The organism is Achromobacter sp. 1011791174 (genome assembly GCF_059760925.1).
Genome location: NZ_JCBANH010000001.1, coordinates 135,179 through 149,466, shown reverse-complemented (window position 1 = coordinate 149,466; position 14,288 = coordinate 135,179). Strand labels below are relative to the sequence as shown.

General features: G+C 63.5%; 23 protein-coding genes. 2 read left to right on the top strand and 21 right to left on the bottom strand.

Going from position 1 to position 14,288, the window contains the following annotated elements; all coding sequences use genetic code 11:
• Positions 1-42: 42 nt before the first annotated feature.
• Complete coding sequence (locus AC6LJ5_RS00740) at positions 43-894, top strand: IclR family transcriptional regulator (protein WP_103271713.1); 852 nt, start codon at positions 43-45, stop codon at positions 892-894.
• 89 nt (positions 895-983) lie between these two features.
• Here the strand turns inward: AC6LJ5_RS00740 and dsbD are convergent, their stop codons facing one another.
• Positions 984-2,885, bottom strand: coding sequence for a protein-disulfide reductase DsbD (gene dsbD / locus AC6LJ5_RS00735; protein ID WP_498139566.1), 1,902 nt, complete (start codon positions 2,883-2,885; stop codon positions 984-986).
• The gene (gene cutA, locus AC6LJ5_RS00730; RefSeq protein WP_103271715.1) at positions 2,885-3,232 is read right to left on the bottom strand and encodes a divalent-cation tolerance protein CutA; all 348 of its coding nucleotides are present in this window, start codon (positions 3,230-3,232) and stop codon (positions 2,885-2,887) included. Before cutA ends, dsbD begins: the two co-directional genes overlap by 1 nt.
• Positions 3,233-3,359: 127 nt before the next feature.
• Here cutA and AC6LJ5_RS00725 point away from each other — a divergent pair, with 127 nt between their 5' ends.
• Entirely contained in the window at positions 3,360-3,812 is a 453-nt protein-coding gene (locus AC6LJ5_RS00725) for an HIT family protein (RefSeq protein ID WP_212316376.1), read from the top strand.
• Positions 3,813-3,894: 82 nt separating this feature from the next.
• Here AC6LJ5_RS00725 and rplQ read toward each other — a convergent pair whose 3' ends face one another.
• The 19 genes from rplQ to AC6LJ5_RS00630 all read right to left on the bottom strand — a co-directional run bounded on the left by rplQ (position 3,895) and on the right by AC6LJ5_RS00630 (position 14,226).
• The gene (rplQ, locus tag AC6LJ5_RS00720; RefSeq protein WP_103271717.1) at positions 3,895-4,290 is read right to left on the bottom strand and encodes a 50S ribosomal protein L17; all 396 of its coding nucleotides are present in this window, start codon (positions 4,288-4,290) and stop codon (positions 3,895-3,897) included.
• A gap of 184 nt (positions 4,291-4,474) precedes the next feature.
• Positions 4,475-5,461 carry a DNA-directed RNA polymerase subunit alpha gene (locus AC6LJ5_RS00715; protein ID WP_006216514.1) on the bottom strand — a complete coding sequence of 329 codons (987 nt, stop codon included), beginning with the start codon at positions 5,459-5,461 and terminating at the stop codon, positions 4,475-4,477.
• A gap of 218 nt (positions 5,462-5,679) precedes the next feature.
• A complete protein-coding gene (gene rpsD / locus AC6LJ5_RS00710; RefSeq protein WP_212316374.1) occupies positions 5,680-6,303 on the bottom strand; it encodes a 30S ribosomal protein S4 in 624 nt (207 codons plus the stop codon).
• 11 nt (positions 6,304-6,314) lie between these two features.
• Positions 6,315-6,716: a 30S ribosomal protein S11 gene (gene rpsK / locus AC6LJ5_RS00705; RefSeq protein ID WP_006216516.1), complete on the bottom strand. Its 402-nt coding sequence runs from the start codon at positions 6,714-6,716 to the stop codon at positions 6,315-6,317.
• A 15-nt stretch (positions 6,717-6,731) separates the two neighbouring features.
• A complete protein-coding gene (gene rpsM, locus AC6LJ5_RS00700) occupies positions 6,732-7,097 on the bottom strand; it encodes a 30S ribosomal protein S13 (protein ID WP_103271719.1) in 366 nt (121 codons plus the stop codon).
• A gap of 43 nt (positions 7,098-7,140) precedes the next feature.
• The gene (gene rpmJ / locus AC6LJ5_RS00695) at positions 7,141-7,254 is read right to left on the bottom strand and encodes a 50S ribosomal protein L36 (protein WP_003806928.1); all 114 of its coding nucleotides are present in this window, start codon (positions 7,252-7,254) and stop codon (positions 7,141-7,143) included.
• Between the two features lie 34 nt (positions 7,255-7,288).
• The gene (infA, locus tag AC6LJ5_RS00690; protein ID WP_003806927.1) at positions 7,289-7,507 is read right to left on the bottom strand and encodes a translation initiation factor IF-1; all 219 of its coding nucleotides are present in this window, start codon (positions 7,505-7,507) and stop codon (positions 7,289-7,291) included.
• A gap of 8 nt (positions 7,508-7,515) precedes the next feature.
• Positions 7,516-8,841: a preprotein translocase subunit SecY gene (gene secY, locus AC6LJ5_RS00685; RefSeq protein WP_103271720.1), complete on the bottom strand. Its 1,326-nt coding sequence runs from the start codon at positions 8,839-8,841 to the stop codon at positions 7,516-7,518.
• A gap of 14 nt (positions 8,842-8,855) precedes the next feature.
• Entirely contained in the window at positions 8,856-9,296 is a 441-nt protein-coding gene (rplO, locus tag AC6LJ5_RS00680; RefSeq protein ID WP_103271721.1) for a 50S ribosomal protein L15, read from the bottom strand.
• 9 nt (positions 9,297-9,305) lie between these two features.
• Positions 9,306-9,491, bottom strand: a complete 186-nt coding sequence (rpmD, locus tag AC6LJ5_RS00675) for a 50S ribosomal protein L30 (RefSeq protein ID WP_006216520.1) — start codon at positions 9,489-9,491, stop codon at positions 9,306-9,308.
• Positions 9,492-9,494: 3 nt separating this feature from the next.
• A complete protein-coding gene (rpsE, locus tag AC6LJ5_RS00670) occupies positions 9,495-10,016 on the bottom strand; it encodes a 30S ribosomal protein S5 (protein ID WP_006389628.1) in 522 nt (173 codons plus the stop codon).
• Positions 10,017-10,031: 15 nt separating this feature from the next.
• On the bottom strand, positions 10,032-10,397 hold the full coding sequence (gene rplR, locus AC6LJ5_RS00665) for a 50S ribosomal protein L18 (RefSeq protein WP_212316366.1): 366 nt from the start codon (positions 10,395-10,397) through the stop codon (positions 10,032-10,034).
• 21 nt (positions 10,398-10,418) lie between these two features.
• A complete protein-coding gene (gene rplF / locus AC6LJ5_RS00660) occupies positions 10,419-10,952 on the bottom strand; it encodes a 50S ribosomal protein L6 (RefSeq protein WP_103271723.1) in 534 nt (177 codons plus the stop codon).
• Positions 10,953-10,964: 12 nt separating this feature from the next.
• On the bottom strand, positions 10,965-11,360 hold the full coding sequence (gene rpsH, locus AC6LJ5_RS00655; protein WP_103271724.1) for a 30S ribosomal protein S8: 396 nt from the start codon (positions 11,358-11,360) through the stop codon (positions 10,965-10,967).
• 10 nt (positions 11,361-11,370) lie between these two features.
• Complete coding sequence (gene rpsN, locus AC6LJ5_RS00650) at positions 11,371-11,676, bottom strand: 30S ribosomal protein S14 (RefSeq protein WP_006227037.1); 306 nt, start codon at positions 11,674-11,676, stop codon at positions 11,371-11,373.
• A 12-nt stretch (positions 11,677-11,688) separates the two neighbouring features.
• Complete coding sequence (gene rplE, locus AC6LJ5_RS00645; RefSeq protein WP_103271725.1) at positions 11,689-12,228, bottom strand: 50S ribosomal protein L5; 540 nt, start codon at positions 12,226-12,228, stop codon at positions 11,689-11,691.
• 12 nt (positions 12,229-12,240) lie between these two features.
• The gene (rplX, locus tag AC6LJ5_RS00640; RefSeq protein WP_103271726.1) at positions 12,241-12,561 is read right to left on the bottom strand and encodes a 50S ribosomal protein L24; all 321 of its coding nucleotides are present in this window, start codon (positions 12,559-12,561) and stop codon (positions 12,241-12,243) included.
• 11 nt (positions 12,562-12,572) lie between these two features.
• Entirely contained in the window at positions 12,573-12,941 is a 369-nt protein-coding gene (gene rplN / locus AC6LJ5_RS00635; protein ID WP_006216531.1) for a 50S ribosomal protein L14, read from the bottom strand.
• Positions 12,942-13,470: 529 nt separating this feature from the next.
• On the bottom strand, positions 13,471-14,226 hold the full coding sequence (locus tag AC6LJ5_RS00630) for an aspartyl/asparaginyl beta-hydroxylase domain-containing protein (protein ID WP_392412411.1): 756 nt from the start codon (positions 14,224-14,226) through the stop codon (positions 13,471-13,473).
• Positions 14,227-14,288: the final 62 nt, after the last annotated feature.

The window sequence follows — 14,288 nt, the reverse complement described above, 5'->3', positions numbered from 1 at the left end:
AGCGAAACTACCAACATAGACAACTGAGTTCGACAAAGCAAAATGGTAGCCCACACCTCTTCCGGCAAACGCCAGGCGCCCGCGGGCGCGCAGGCCGCCGCGCCCCGGCGCCGCGGCATCCAGTCCATCGAAGTCGGCGGCAAGCTGCTGCTGGCCTTGCTGGAACACTCCTCTCCCTTGCCGCTGGGCGCGCTGGCCAAGGCCGCCGGCATGTCCGGCGCCAACGCCCACGCCTACCTGGTCAGCTATGGCACGCTGGGCCTGGTGCGCCAGGATCCCGCCTCCGGCCACTACGAACTGGGGCCGCTGGCCTTGCAGCTGGGCCTGGCGGCGCTGCACCGGCTCGACCCCATCAAGATCGCCGTGCCCATGACGCGCGAGCTGGCCGAGCGCACCGGGCAGACCATCGCCATCGCGGTGCTGGGCAACCTGGGGCCGGTCATCGTGCACCTGCACGAATCCAACTACCCGATCCACGTGAACATGCGCACCGGCACGGTCATGTCGCTGACCAACACCGCCACCGGCAAGGTGTTCGCGGCGCTGCTGCCACCCAAGAAGATCGAAAGCCTGCTGCACGAGGACTTCCTGCGCCTGGGCGCGGTGCCCACGCTGAGCCATACCGAGAAGTTCGAGCAGTCGCTGCGCGAGGTGCGCCAGCGCGGCGTCGCGCGCGCGGTGGGCGATCCCATCCCCGGCATCAACGGCCTGAGCGCGCCGGTGTTCGACTCCAATGGCAACGTGGTGCTGGTGATCACCGCGATCGGCGCGGCCGGCGTGTTCGACGCGCGCTGGAACAGCCCGCTGGTCGCGGACATCAAGCGCTGCGCCGATGCGGTGTCGGCCGAGCTGGGCTGGCAGAACGTGGACGCGCGCGCGACGCGGCAGTCCTGAAAGCGCAAGGGCCGCGCATGACAGGCGCGGCCCTTGCGGCATGACGTGGTCCGAAGCTGCCGCGTGCGCAAGCTTGCGGCAGGCGGCATTCAGCGCGTCAGCACGCGATCCAGCGATTCAGTGAAGCGCTTGGCATCCTGAAAGCCCACGACGCGCGCATCCGGCAGCTCCTTGCCGCCGGGTTCGAAGAACATGATGCCCGGCGGGCCGAACAGGCGGAAGCGCTTGAGCAGCGCCCGGTCATCGGCATTGTTGGCGGTCACGTCGGCCTGCAACAGCAGCATCTGTCCCATGCGTTGCGCGACGCCGGGATCGGTGAAAGTGAAGCGCTCCATCTCGCGGCACGACACGCACCAGTCGGCGTAGAAGTCCAGCATCACCGGCTGGCGGCTTTGCGCCAGCGCGGCATCCAGCTCGGCGATGGTGCGCACGCGCTTGAAGTGCGCCTCGCCAGCACTTGCCGCGCCCGGCGTGGCGGCGGCGCCGCCGGCCAGATGGCCCAAGGGCTGCAGCACGTCGCGGCTGCCGCTCGCGGCGCCGACCAGCCAGGCCGCCGCGGCCAGCGCCAGCAGCAGGCCCAGGCCCTTGCCGAACATGCGGCCCGCGCCGGCGCCGGCCGGCAGCGCATCGAAGGCGCGCAGCATCACGGCGGCCACGATAGCCAGGAAGGCCCAGCCCGTCATCTGCACCCAGGTCGGCACCACCGGAATCAGCATCCACCATGCCGTGGCCAGCAGCAGCATGCCGAACAGGCGCTTGACGCCGTCCATCCACGGGCCGGCCTTGGGCAGCAGCGCGCCCGACGAGGCACCCACAATCAGCAGCGGCACGCCCATGCCCCAGGCCATCGCGAACAGGGCGGAACCGCCCAGCACCACGTCGCCGGTCTGCGAGATGTACAACAGCGCGCCGGCCAGCGGCGCGGCCACGCAGGGCCCGACGATCAGCGCCGACAGCGCGCCCATCAGCAGCGCGCCGGTGTAGCGTCCGCCTGGAATGCGCGACGAGCGCTCCGACAGGCGCGCCTGGATGCCGGACGGCATCTGGAAAGTGAACACGTCGAACATGGCCAGCGCCAGCACCGTCAGCAACGCGGCGAACAGGCTCAGGATCCAGGGCGTCTGCAGCCAGGCGGCCAGGCCCGCGCCGCTCAGGCCGGCGGCCACGCCCAGCGCCGTATACACGACGGACATGCCCAGCACGTAGGTGGCGGCCAGGCCCAGTCCGCGTCCGCGCGCGGGCTTGGCGCCGGGGGCCGTGCCGCCCACCACGATGGACGACAGGATCGGGATCATCGGCAGCACGCAGGGCGTGAAGGCCAGCAGCAGGCCCAGCACCAGGAACACGCCGGCGGTCTTGGCCCAGCCCAGTCCGCCCAGCGCGTCGGCCAGCCCGGTGTCGCCCGCGCTCAGCAGGCCGCCCAGGCCGCCGGCGGATGCGCCGGCCGATGCCGCCGCGCCGGCGCCGGCCAGCGCGCCGCCCGCGACGGCGTAGCCGCCCTGCACGGGGGTCAGCTTCACGCTGTGGTCCATCGGCGGATAGCACAGGCCAGCGTCGGCGCAGCCTTGCGAGGTGGCCGTCAGCGTGAAGGCCTGGCCGCCGGGTTGCACCGGCACGCGCACGATCACGTCCTGGTGGTAGACCTCCATGTCCTTCTCGAACGTGGGGTCGTACTTCACCTCGCCTTTCGGATAGACGGCCTCGCCCAGCGTGGCCGCGCCGTATGGACTGATGGTGATGCCGAAGCGCTCGCGGTACATGTAGTAGCCGGGCGCGACACGGTAGCGCAGTTCGACGGAGTCCGGCGCGCTCATGGCGGCGCTGAAGACGAAGGCCTTTTCAGGATCCAGGAATTCGGCCTCGGCGCGCGCGGTGGCGTTCCAGCCCAGCCACAGCAGCGCCAGGGCCAGCAGCGCGAACAGCCGCCTGGCAAGATCCGTCCTGGACGGGCGCAGGGCGCGGCCGCCAGCCATACCGGCAAATTGCAACATCAGTCTCTCTTGTTCTGCACGACGGCCGTCTGTTCGCGCACCCAGTCCAGGTAGGGCGCCGCGCCGCCGATCACGGGCAGCACGATGATTTCGGGCACGTCGTAGGGATGCATCTGCGCCAGCGCGGCAACGACCGCCGCATGGCGCGCGTAGGTGGTCTTGATGTGGATGGGCACTTCCTCGGCCCCTTCCACCTCGCCTTGCCACATGTAGATGGACAGGCCCGGCGCGCCGAGGTTCACGCAGGCCGCCAGGCCGTCTTCGACCAGCACGTGCGCGATCCGTTTCGCCAACAGCAGGTCGGGCGCATTGCTGATGATCAGCACCACGTCGTCGTCGCGCAACATGCAGCCTCCAGGGAATACCCTTGCGGGATGTAACTCGGGGTATTTTATCGATATTGCCGCAGCCGTCCGGCGCCGCCGGATGCCCGTGCCCTCATGCTCGTCTGCTCATGATCAAACAGAGGCCCGCATGTCCGACAATTGCCTGTTCTGCCGCATCGCCCGCCGCGAGATTCCCGCCCACATCCTGCACGAGGATGACCGCCTGCTGGCGTTCCTGGACATCCAGCCGGTGCGGCCCGGCCACACGCTCATCATTCCCAAGCAGCACTATCCCTATTTCGAGGACATGCCGGCGGACCTGGCCGGCCACATCCTGAACCTGGGGCAGAAGCTGGGACGGCACATGAAGCGCCTGTATGGCGTGGACCGGGTGGGCTTTGCCTTCACCGGCATCCACGTGGCACACGCCCACGCCCATGTGATCCCCATGCACGACCCGCAGGACGTGACGTCGACGCAGTACATCGTGCAGAAGGACCTCACCTTCACCATGCCGCCGCAGGCCCCGCAAGAGGAACTGGCGGCGACCGCCGCCCAACTGCGCGGCGAATTGCACGGCGAGCCGGCGCGCGCCGGCTGAAGGGCGGCGCGTATCGCCGCGCACAAAAAACAAGGGCAGGTCCGAAGACCTGCCCTTGTCGCTTATCGCTACCGCCTACAACTTATTCGGCGGCGCTGTCTTCAGCGGCTTCATCGACTTCCGGACGGTCGACCAGCTCCATGAAAGCCATGGGAGCGTTGTCGCCTTGACGGAAGCCCATCTTCAGCACGCGGGTGTAGCCGCCGTTGCGGTTCGCGTAGCGCGGACCGATTTCGGCGAACAGCTTCACCACGGCGTCGCGATCGCGCAGACGGGCAAAAGCCAGACGCTTGTTCGCGAGCGTGGGCTCCTTGCCCAGCGTGATCAGGGGTTCGATGACGCGGCGCAATTCTTTCGCCTTCGGCAGCGTGGTCTTGATCGCTTCGTGAGTGATCAGCGAAACGGCCATGTTGCGGAACATGGCAAGACGGTGACTGCTGGTGCGGTTGAGCTTACGCAAGCCATTACCGTGACGCATGATAAGTTTCCTTTGAATCTAAAGACGGCGTTTCCGCCATCGGGTTGCCGGCTCTTCTATCAACCTGCAATCAGGCCGCGGTCCGGTGAAAAACGGTGCATTTTACGACGGCTTTGCAAATCGCCCGGCCAATCGGCCGGGCGTTGCGGGCAGCGTGCCTCGCGGCGCGCCGCCCGGGTGATGCTTAGGGACGCTCCAGGCCCAGCGGGGGCCAGTTTTCGAGCTTCATGCCCAGCGTCAGGCCGCGTGCGGCCAGCACTTCCTTGATCTCGTTGAGCGACTTGCGACCCAGGTTCGGGGTCTTGAGCAGTTCGTTCTCGGTACGCTGGATCAGGTCGCCGATGTAGTAGATGTTTTCGGCCTTCAGGCAGTTGGCCGAACGCACGGTCAGTTCCAGGTCGTCGACCGGACGCAGCAGGACCGGGTCGATCTGCGGCGTGCCGCGGACCGGGGCTTCGTAGGAGTCGCCAGCGCCTTCCAGGGCGGCGAAGACCGAGATCTGGTCCATCAGGATGCGGGCCGACTGGCGCACCGCTTCCTCGGGCGAGATCACGCCGTTGGTTTCGATGTCCAGGACCAGCTTGTCCAGGTCGGTGCGCTGTTCCACGCGAGCGCTTTCAACGGCGTAGCTGACGCGACGAACCGGGCTGAACGACGCATCCAGCACGATGCGGCCGATGGTGTGGGTGCGGTCTTCCGACAGCGCGCGCACGTTGCCCGGCACGTAGCCGCGGCCCTTTTCGACCTTGATCTGCATTTCCAGCTTGCCGGCATCCGTCAGGTTGCAGATGGCGTGGCCGGGATTGATGATCTCGACGTCGTGCGGCAGCTCGATGTCGCTGGCCAGCACGGTGCCGGCGCCGGTCTTGCGCAGGACCAGGGTGACTTCGTCGCGGTTGTGCAGCTTGAAGACCACGCCCTTCAGGTTCAGCAGGATGTCGACGACATCTTCGCGAACGCCCGGGATGGTCGAGTATTCGTGCACCACGCCGGTCATCTGCACTTCGGTCGGCGCGTAGCCGGTCATCGAGGACAGCAGGATGCGGCGCAGGGCGTTGCCCAGCGTGTGACCGTAGCCACGCTCGAACGGCTCCATCACGATCTTGGCATGGTGGGTGCCGACCGGTTCGACTTCAATGGAGCGCGGCTTCAGGAAACCTTGAGTGGACATCGATTTTGTTCCTTTTCAATACCCTCGGCTCGTTACACCGATAAGGCTGATGGACAGGGTGAAACGTGAAAAACGGGGCGCGAAGAATGCGGCCCTTTACTACCGCAAAGCCCGCTGCGCCGAAAACGGCGTAGCGGGCTGCTGCGGGACTTGCAGACGTGTCGCAGGGAACCGCCGAGCGCCTGCGAAGGTGGCGCGTGGCGGCTCCAGGCCGGCGATTAACGCGAGTACAGTTCCACGACCATCGATTCGTTGATGTCGCGAGCGACGTCAGCGCGATCGGGGGCCGACTTGAACGTGCCGGTCATCTTGGCGGCGTCGACTTCCACCCACTGGGGGATGCCGATGCTGTTGGCCAGGTCGAGCGATTCCTTGATACGGCCTTGCTTCTTGGCCTTTTCGCGGATCGTGATGACGTCGCCAGCCTTGACCAGCATCGAGGCGATGTCGGCGGTGTGGCCGTTCAGTTCGACGGCGCGGTGGCTCACCAGCTGGCGAGCTTCGGCGCGGGTCGAGCCGAAGCCCATGCGGTAGACGACGTTGTCCAGGCGCGATTCCAGCAGCTGGATCAGCGTTTCGCCGGTGTTGCCACGGCGACGCTCGGCTTCAGCGAAGTACTTGCGGAATTGCTTTTCCAGCACGCCGTACATGCGCTTGAGCTTTTGCTTTTCGCGCAGCTGCAGGCCGTAGTCGGAAGTGCGGGCGCCCGAAGTGCGGCCGTGTTGGCCAGGCTTGGAATCCAGCTTGCACTTGGAATCCAGCGAGCGGCGGGCGCTCTTCAGGAACAGGTCAGTACCCTCGCGGCGCGAGAGCTTGCATTTGGGTCCAATATAACGTGCCATGTGGATTCCCTTTAGATACGACGACGCTTCGGCGGACGGCAGCCGTTGTGCGGAACGGGCGTGATGTCGGCGATGCTCGAGATCTTGATGCCCAGCGCGTTCAGGGCGCGGACCGACGATTCACGGCCGGGGCCGGGGCCCTTGATGCGCACTTCCAGCGTCTTGATGCCGTATTCCAGCGCAACGCGGCCAGCCGTTTCAGCGGCGACCTGCGCGGCGAACGGGGTCGACTTACGCGAGCCCTTGAAGCCAGCACCGCCCGACGTGGCCCACGACAGCGCGTTGCCCTGACGATCGGTGATGGTGATGATGGTGTTGTTGAACGAAGCGTGAACGTGCGCGATGCCGTCCGAGACGTTCTTCTTGACCTTTTTGCGCACGCGCGAAGCGCCGCTGGTGGAAGCTTTCGCCATAATCCAGTTCCTCGATTATTTCTTCAGGGACGCAGCAGCACGACGCGGTCCCTTGCGGGTGCGAGCGTTGGTGCGAGTGCGCTGGCCGCGCACGGGCAGGCCGCGCTTGTGGCGCATGCCGCGGTAGGTTCCCAGGTCGATCAAACGCTTGATCGAGAGCTGCACTTCACGACGCAGGTCGCCTTCAACCGTGAACAAACCAACGTGTTCGCGGACGCGTTCCAGTTCAGCGTCGGTCAGATCCTTGACCTTTTTGTCAAACGGGACGTTCGCCGATTCGCAAATCTTGCGAGCGCGGGTACGACCGATGCCAAAAATGGCGGTCAGGCCGATCTCGGCGTGCTGTTGCGGCGGAATGTTAATGCCAGCAATACGGGCCATGACTGTTCCTTGAATAAATCCGTTGCGTAGTCGCTAACCCGGGTTAGCCTTGACGCTGCTTGTGACGCGGGTCGGTGCAGATGACACGCACGACGCCGTGACGTTTGATAACTTTGCAGTTGCGGCAGATCCGCTTAACCGATGCCATTACTTTCATGGTTGACTCCTAATTTTCCGTAATCCGTATCCGCTCACTTGGAGCGGAACACAATCCTGGCCCGCGTCAGGTCATAGGGCGTGAGCTCCACTGTGACCTTGTCACCCGGCAGGATCCGGATGTAATGCATACGCATCTTGCCGGAAATATGGCCCAACACCACGTGGCCGTTTTCGAGCTTGACGCGAAATGTCGCGTTAGGGAGGTTCTCGAGAACCTCGCCTTGCATCTGAATGACGTCGTCCTTGGACATTCTTTTGCTTACCGCATCGGCAAACCCGCGCCCTTGAAGTTAGCCTTCTTGAGCAACGAGTCGTACTGGTGAGACATCATGTAGGCCTGAACCTGCGCCATGAAATCCATCGTCACCACCACAATGATCAGCAGGGACGTACCACCGAAGTAGAAGGGCACATTCCAGCGCATCACCAAGAATTCCGGCAACAGGCACACCAACGTGATGTAGATGGCACCTGCGAGCGTCAAACGCATCAGGATCTTGTCGATGTAGCGCGCCGTTTGTTCACCCGGACGGATGCCCGGAACGAATGCGCCGCTCTTCTTCAGGTTGTCCGCCGTTTCGCGGCTGTTGAACACCAGAGCCGTGTAGAAAAAGCAGAAGAAAATAATCGCGACCGAGTACAGCGTGATGTAGAGCGGTTGACGAGGCGACAGGGCCGCAGCCAGGTCGCTAAGCCAGCGCATGTTCTCGCTGCTGGAAAACCAGCTCGTGATCGTGGCCGGGAACAGGATGATCGACGACGCGAAGATCGGCGGAATCACCCCAGCCATGTTCAGCTTCAAGGGCAGGTGCGAGCTTTGCCCGCCGTAGACCTTGTTGCCGACTTGGCGCTTGGCGTAGTTGACCGTGATCTTGCGCTGTCCGCGTTCCACGAACACCACAAAAGCGGTCACCAGCACCACCAGAGCCACGATGAACAGCGCAGACAGCACAGACATCGAGTTGGTGCGAACCAGATCCAGCAGCGCGGCCAACGCGGCGGGCAGGCCCGCAACGATACCGGCGAAGATCAGGATCGAAATCCCGTTACCCAGACCGCGTTCCGTGATCTGCTCACCCAGCCACATGACGAACATGGTGCCGGTGACCAGGGTCACAACGGTCGTGAAGCGGAACAGCATGCCCGGATCGATCACCAGTCCCTGCTGGGACTCAAGCGCAACCGAAATGCCCACAGCCTGCACCAGCGCCAGCACGACCGTGCCGTAGCGGGTGTATTGGGTGATCTTCCGACGACCGGCCTCGCCCTCTTTCTTGAGCGCTTCCAGCGACGGCACCACCACAGACATCAGCTGCATGATGATGGATGCCGAAATGTACGGCATGATCCCCAGGGCAAAAATCGAGAAGCGCGAGAGCGCCCCGCCCGAGAACATGTTGAACAGGCCCAGGATCCCGCCCTGGTTCTGGCGGAACAGGTCCGCCAGCGCATCCGGGTTGATGCCCGGCACGGGGATGTGTGTACCCAAACGGTAAACCACCAGGGCGAGCACCAGGAACACGAGGCGGCGCTTTAGGTCGCCGTACCGTGCTCCGGTTTTGCCCAATGCCTGCGCGTTAGCCACTCGTCACCTCGTGATCAGGCAAGCGAGCCGCCCGCGGCTTCGATGGCGGCGCGAGCGCCGGCCGTCGCGGAAATGCCCTTGAGCACAACCTTGCGCGAGATTTCACCCGACTTGATGACCTTGGCGAAACGAACCGCCTGGCCAATCACGCCAGCGGCCTTCAGCACTTGCACGTCGATTTCGTCGACGGGCACGGCTTGCAGTTCCGACAGACGCACTTCGGCGTACAGGTGCTGGCCCAGCGGCGTGAAACCGCGCTTGGGCAGGCGACGCTGCAGCGGCATCTGACCGCCTTCGAAGCCAACCTTATGGAAACCGCCCGAGCGCGACTTCTGACCCTTGTGACCACGGCCGGCGGTCTTACCCAGACCCGAACCGATGCCACGGCCGACGCGGCGCTTGGCGTGCTTGCTGCCCTCAGCGGGCTTCAGCGTATTGAGTTGCATATCCGACATGGTGATTCCTTAGGCTTCCGAGACGGAAACGAGATAATCCACCTTACGGATCATCCCACGCACCTCGGGCGTATCGACCAGCACGCGGCTGCTGTTGATACGGCCCAAGCCCAGACCGCGAACCGTGTCACGGTGCGATTGCTTGGTACCGATCACGGAGCGCACGAGGGTCACTTTGATCTGCTTCTGAGCCATGATTTACCCCAGGATCTCTTCGACGGTCTTGCCGCGCTTGGCAGCAACATCCGCCGGGGTCAGGGAGGCGCGCAGGCCATTCAACGTGGCGCGAACCATGTTGTAGGGGTTGCTCGAGCCCAGGCTCTTGGCAACCACGTTACGCACACCCATCACTTCGAAAATAGCGCGCATCGGGCCGCCGGCGATGACGCCGGTACCTTCAGCAGCGGGCGAAATCAGCACGGTGGCGGCGCCATGCTTGCCGACCACGGTGTGGTGCAGCGTGCCGTTCTTCAGCGCAACCTTGAACATGCCGCGGCGGGCCTGTTCCATCGCCTTCTGGACCGACACCGGCACTTCACGCGCCTTGCCCTTGCCCATGCCGACGCGGCCGTCGCCATCGCCAACCACGGTCAGCGCGGCGAAGCTCATGGTGCGACCACCCTTCACGACCTTGCTGACGCGGTTGACCGCGATCATCTTCTCGCGCAGGCCGTCATCGTTCTCTTTTTCCGCGGCGTTCTTGCCTTGTACTTTAGCCATTTGACAGATCCTCGCTTAGAACTTCAGGCCGGCTTCACGCGCGGCGTCGGCCAGCGCTTTCACGCGGCCATGGTAACGAAAGCCCGAGCGATCGAAAGCGACCAGTTCGATACCGGCAGCCTTGGCCTTTTCGGCCACGCGCTTGCCAACCAGCGTGGCGGCGGCCTTGTTGCCGCCTTGGCCGGTTTGGCCAGCCAGCTGCGCACGCACTTCGGCTTCCACCGTCGAGGCGCTGACCAGAACGCGATCGCCTTCCGGCGAAATGATGTTGGCGTAGATGTGCTGGTTCGAGCGGAAAATCGAGAGGCGATGAACGCGCAGCTCGGTGATCTTCCGGCGGGTCGGAACCGCACGACGCAAACGGGAAACTTTTTTGTCCATGATTCGTCCTTGCGTGCGCCGTTATTTCTTCTTGGTTTCTTTGATGACGACGCGTTCGTCCGAGTAACGCACGCCCTTGCCCTTGTAGGGTTCGGGTTCGCGGTACGCGCGGAGTTCAGCGGCCACCTGGCCGACGACCTGCTTGTTGGAGCCCTTGATGACGATTTCCGTCTGGGTGGGGCATTCGGCCTTGATGCCGGCCGGCAACTTGTGCAGAACGTCGTGCGAGAAACCGAGCTGCAGCTTAACGGCGTCGCCTTGGATCGAGGCGCGGTAACCCACGCCCACCAGGGTCAGCTTGCGCTCGAAGCCCTTGCTCACGCCGTTGACCATGTTGGCCACCAGCGCGCGCACGGTACCCGACATGGCGTTGGCGTGGCGGGTTTCGTTGGCGGCGACAAACGTCAGCTTGCCGTTGTCCAACGCGACCGCGACGTCGCCAGTCAGGGCTTGGGTCAAGGTGCCCAGCGGGCCCTTGACGGTGATCTGATCCTGCTGGATGCTGGCTTCAACACCCTTCGGCAGTTCGACCGGATATTTAGCGATACGTGACATTCGAATTTCTCCTTAGGCCACGTAGCACAGCACTTCGCCGCCGACGCCATTGGCGCGGGCCTTGCGGTCCGTCATGACGCCACGCGAGGTCGACACGATAGCCACGCCCAGGCCGTTCATGACCTGAGGAATGCTGGTGCGGCCCTTGTAGATGCGCAGGCCGGGACGCGAAACGCGTTCGATGCGCTCGATGACCGGACGGCCAGCGTAGTACTTCAGGGTGATCTCGAGCTCAGGCTTGGCCTGGGTGCCCTTGACTTCGAAGCCGTCGATGTAGCCTTCGTCCTTCAGCACGCCGGCGATAGCCGCCTTCAGCTTCGAGGAGGGCATGCTCACCGTAACTTTGTCCACTTGCTGCGCATTGCGAATGCGGGTCAGCATATCGGCGATGGGATCGCTCATGCTCATATTCTTTCTCCTACCAGCTGGCCTTGGTGATGCCGGGGATTTCACCCTTCATCGCCATTTCACGCAGTTTGTGGCGGGTCAGGCCGAACTTGCGGAACACGCCGCGCGGACGACCGGTGACCACGCAACGGTTACGTTGACGCGTCGGGTTGGCATTGCGCGGCAGCTGTTGCAGCTTGAGCCGAGCTTGGTAACGTTCTTCGTCGGTCTTCGACTGGTCGTCGATGATCGACTTCAACTCAGCGCGCTTGGCGGCGAACTTGTCAGCCAGCTTGGCGCGCTTGATGTCGCGATTGATGAGGGAAAGTTTAGCCACGTCATCAGCCCCTTAGTTACGGAACGGGAAGCTGAAGGCGGTCAGCAGCGCCTTGGCTTCTTCGTCGGTCTTCGCGGTGGTGGTGATGCTGATGTTCAGCCCACGCAGCGCGTCGATCTTGTCGTACTCGATTTCGGGGAAAATGATCTGCTCTTTCACCCCGATGTTGTAGTTGCCACGGCCGTCGAACGCGCGACCCGAGATACCGCGGAAGTCGCGCACGCGAGGCAGCGCAACCGCCACCAGGCGATCCAGGAATTCGTACATGCGTTGACCGCGCAGCGTGACCATGCAACCGATCGGGTAGTTTTCGCGGATCTTGAAGCCGGCGATAGCCTTCTTGGTCTTCGTCACCACGGGCTTTTGGCCAGCGATCTTGGTCAGGTCCGAGACGGCGTGCTCGATAACTTTCTTATCGGAGACCGCTTCCGAGACACCCATGTTCAGGGTGATCTTGGTGATGCGGGGCACTTCCATCACGCTCTTGTAGCCAAACTTGGCTTGCAGGTCGCCAGCGACCTTGCTCTTGTAGAAATCTTGCAAACGAGACATGTCTGTCGCCCCTTACGCCTTGGCGCCGACAACGGCACCATTGGAACGGAACACGCGGACCTTGCGACCGTCGACTTCTTGGACGCCAACGCGATCGCCACGGCCGGTGGCCGGGTTGAACAGCGCGACGTTCGAGATGTGGATCGGCATGGTCTTTTCGACGATTCCGCCCGGGTTGTTGGCCATCGGGTTGGCTTTCATGTGCTTCTTGACGACGTTGACGCCTTCGACCAGGACGTGGTCGGCATCGACGCGGGCCAGCACGGTGCCGCGACGCTTCTTGTCGCGACCGGTCAGGACGATGACTTCGTCGCCTTTACGGATGTTGTTCATCGCGGGGCTCCTTACAGCACTTCCGGGGCCAGCGACACGATCTTCATGAACTTCTCGGTACGCAGTTCACGCGTAACGGGTCCGAAGATGCGGGTGCCGATGGGCTCCAGCTTGGCGTTGAGCAACACGGCGGCATTGCCACCGAAACGGATCAGCGAACCGTCCTTACGGCGCACGCCCTTGGCGGTACGAACCACCACGGCATTGTAAATTTCGCCTTTCTTGACGCGTCCGCGCGGGGCCGCATCCTTGACGCTCACCTTGATGATGTCGCCGATGCCGGCATAACGGCGCTTGGAGCCACCGAGCACCTTAATGCACATGACGTGACGCGCACCAGTGTTATCGGCCACGTCCAGCGTGGTCTGCATTTGGATCATGATTTTTCCTGTTCCAACTTAACTGGAAATACGGTTTTCCCGGGGTTTTCCCCCTAGGAACTCTGCAATTCCTGCCAGTTTTGGTCCCGTCAGGTCAATTGCCCTGCTTTGGCGCCGAGTTGGCTGTGTCTGCACACTGCGCAATCGACGGCTTGCAACGCAACGACCCTGGGTTGAAATCCTGCGGGTATTCCCCCAACACGCCTGACTTGCCTGCTTCGCGTTCCGGCTGGGTCGGTATGACCGGGGCTCATCCCCGAGGTTCCCTTCCTGGCCCTTTTCGCGAAGTTCCTGCCTTTGCGCGCATCGCTCCGTAGCTGTTCGCTACCAGAGCAACACCCGATATCGAGCCGGCAGGCAAATCGACAATCTGGGAAAGCTGACCATTCTATCGCGCCTGGAATCCGCATGCAAGTGCTTTGTTGAAATATTGCGCATTCCCCCGGTGGCGCCTGTGGAAAACTAACCACGCCGCCCGGGCCCTTGGCCAGCCCACGAACCCGGCTCTTGCGGGCCAGCTCCCGGGCATTCAGCCGCGCCCCTGCTTCTTGCCGTAGTAGCCCCGTTCCCAGGCATCGTGGTTGACCTTGCCCCGGCGGATCTCGTCGGTAAACGGCGCCGCCATCAGCACCAGGCGGTTCAGCCACCTCACCGGCGCGCGGCATGGCCGCTCGAAATCCACGAACAGGACGGCGCGCACGCCATCGGTGTCGTTATGGACCTGGTGGGGATACAGATCGTCGAACACCACTGCCTGGCCCTCGCGCCAGCTGTAACGCTGGCCGCCGACCTCGATCCAGCACTGCTCGGCGGGGTCCGGCACGACCAGGCCCAGATGCAGTCGCAGTACCCCGTTGTAGGGACCGGTGTGCAACGGAATGCGCTTGCCTGGCTCCAGGATCGAGAAAAAGGCGGTGCGCAGGCCGGGAATGTCGGCCAGCGCCCGAGCGGTGGCCGGACAGCGCCGCAGGTTGCGGTCCGACCGCAGGCCGTAGCCCATGAAGACGAAGGTCTTCCACTGATTGTCCGACGTGATCATGCCGACATCGGGGGAAATCTCGTGAAAAGACGGAAGATGATCGCGCTCTGAAAGGAGTTCCAGCAACTCGGCGCGGATGGCGGGGGTCTGCGCCTCCAGGGCCGAGACCCACGGAAACTGGCTGTTGTCGAAGATGGGATGGTCGCCTACCAGTGACGACAGAGCGATGCGATGGCGCAGCCAATCGATGAAGCGGAAAAAAATCCGGGAGTAGATGCTGGACGGATTCTTGTCGACGGGTTGCACGGTGGATATCGGGTCCGGACAGCCAATGGTGCCCTCATTGTGTCCACCCGCCCGTGGCGGCG

Bases quoted from the DNA above. Each gene is read 5' to 3' on its own strand.
- AC6LJ5_RS00740 (WP_103271713.1), top strand. From the start codon at position 43: ATGGTAGCCCACACCTCTTCCGGCAAACGCCAGGCGCCCGCGGGCGCG.
- dsbD (WP_498139566.1), bottom strand. From the start codon at position 2,885: ATGTTGCAATTTGCCGGTATGGCTGGCGGCCGCGCCCTGCGCCCGTCC.
- cutA (WP_103271715.1), bottom strand. From the start codon at position 3,232: ATGTTGCGCGACGACGACGTGGTGCTGATCATCAGCAATGCGCCCGAC.
- AC6LJ5_RS00725 (WP_212316376.1), top strand. From the start codon at position 3,360: ATGTCCGACAATTGCCTGTTCTGCCGCATCGCCCGCCGCGAGATTCCC.
- rplQ (WP_103271717.1), bottom strand. From the start codon at position 4,290: ATGCGTCACGGTAATGGCTTGCGTAAGCTCAACCGCACCAGCAGTCAC.
- AC6LJ5_RS00715 (WP_006216514.1), bottom strand. From the start codon at position 5,461: ATGTCCACTCAAGGTTTCCTGAAGCCGCGCTCCATTGAAGTCGAACCG.
- rpsD (WP_212316374.1), bottom strand. From the start codon at position 6,303: ATGGCACGTTATATTGGACCCAAATGCAAGCTCTCGCGCCGCGAGGGT.
- rpsK (WP_006216516.1), bottom strand. From the start codon at position 6,716: ATGGCGAAAGCTTCCACCAGCGGCGCTTCGCGCGTGCGCAAAAAGGTC.
- rpsM (WP_103271719.1), bottom strand. From the start codon at position 7,097: ATGGCCCGTATTGCTGGCATTAACATTCCGCCGCAACAGCACGCCGAG.
- rpmJ (WP_003806928.1), bottom strand. From the start codon at position 7,254: ATGAAAGTAATGGCATCGGTTAAGCGGATCTGCCGCAACTGCAAAGTT.
- infA (WP_003806927.1), bottom strand. From the start codon at position 7,507: ATGTCCAAGGACGACGTCATTCAGATGCAAGGCGAGGTTCTCGAGAAC.
- rplO (WP_103271721.1), bottom strand. From the start codon at position 9,296: ATGTCGGATATGCAACTCAATACGCTGAAGCCCGCTGAGGGCAGCAAG.
- rpmD (WP_006216520.1), bottom strand. From the start codon at position 9,491: ATGGCTCAGAAGCAGATCAAAGTGACCCTCGTGCGCTCCGTGATCGGT.
- rpsE (WP_006389628.1), bottom strand. From the start codon at position 10,016: ATGGCTAAAGTACAAGGCAAGAACGCCGCGGAAAAAGAGAACGATGAC.
- rplR (WP_212316366.1), bottom strand. From the start codon at position 10,397: ATGGACAAAAAAGTTTCCCGTTTGCGTCGTGCGGTTCCGACCCGCCGG.
- rplF (WP_103271723.1), bottom strand. From the start codon at position 10,952: ATGTCACGTATCGCTAAATATCCGGTCGAACTGCCGAAGGGTGTTGAA.
- rpsH (WP_103271724.1), bottom strand. From the start codon at position 11,360: ATGAGCATGAGCGATCCCATCGCCGATATGCTGACCCGCATTCGCAAT.
- rplE (WP_103271725.1), bottom strand. From the start codon at position 12,228: ATGTCTCGTTTGCAAGATTTCTACAAGAGCAAGGTCGCTGGCGACCTG.
- rplX (WP_103271726.1), bottom strand. From the start codon at position 12,561: ATGAACAACATCCGTAAAGGCGACGAAGTCATCGTCCTGACCGGTCGC.
- rplN (WP_006216531.1), bottom strand. From the start codon at position 12,941: ATGATCCAAATGCAGACCACGCTGGACGTGGCCGATAACACTGGTGCG.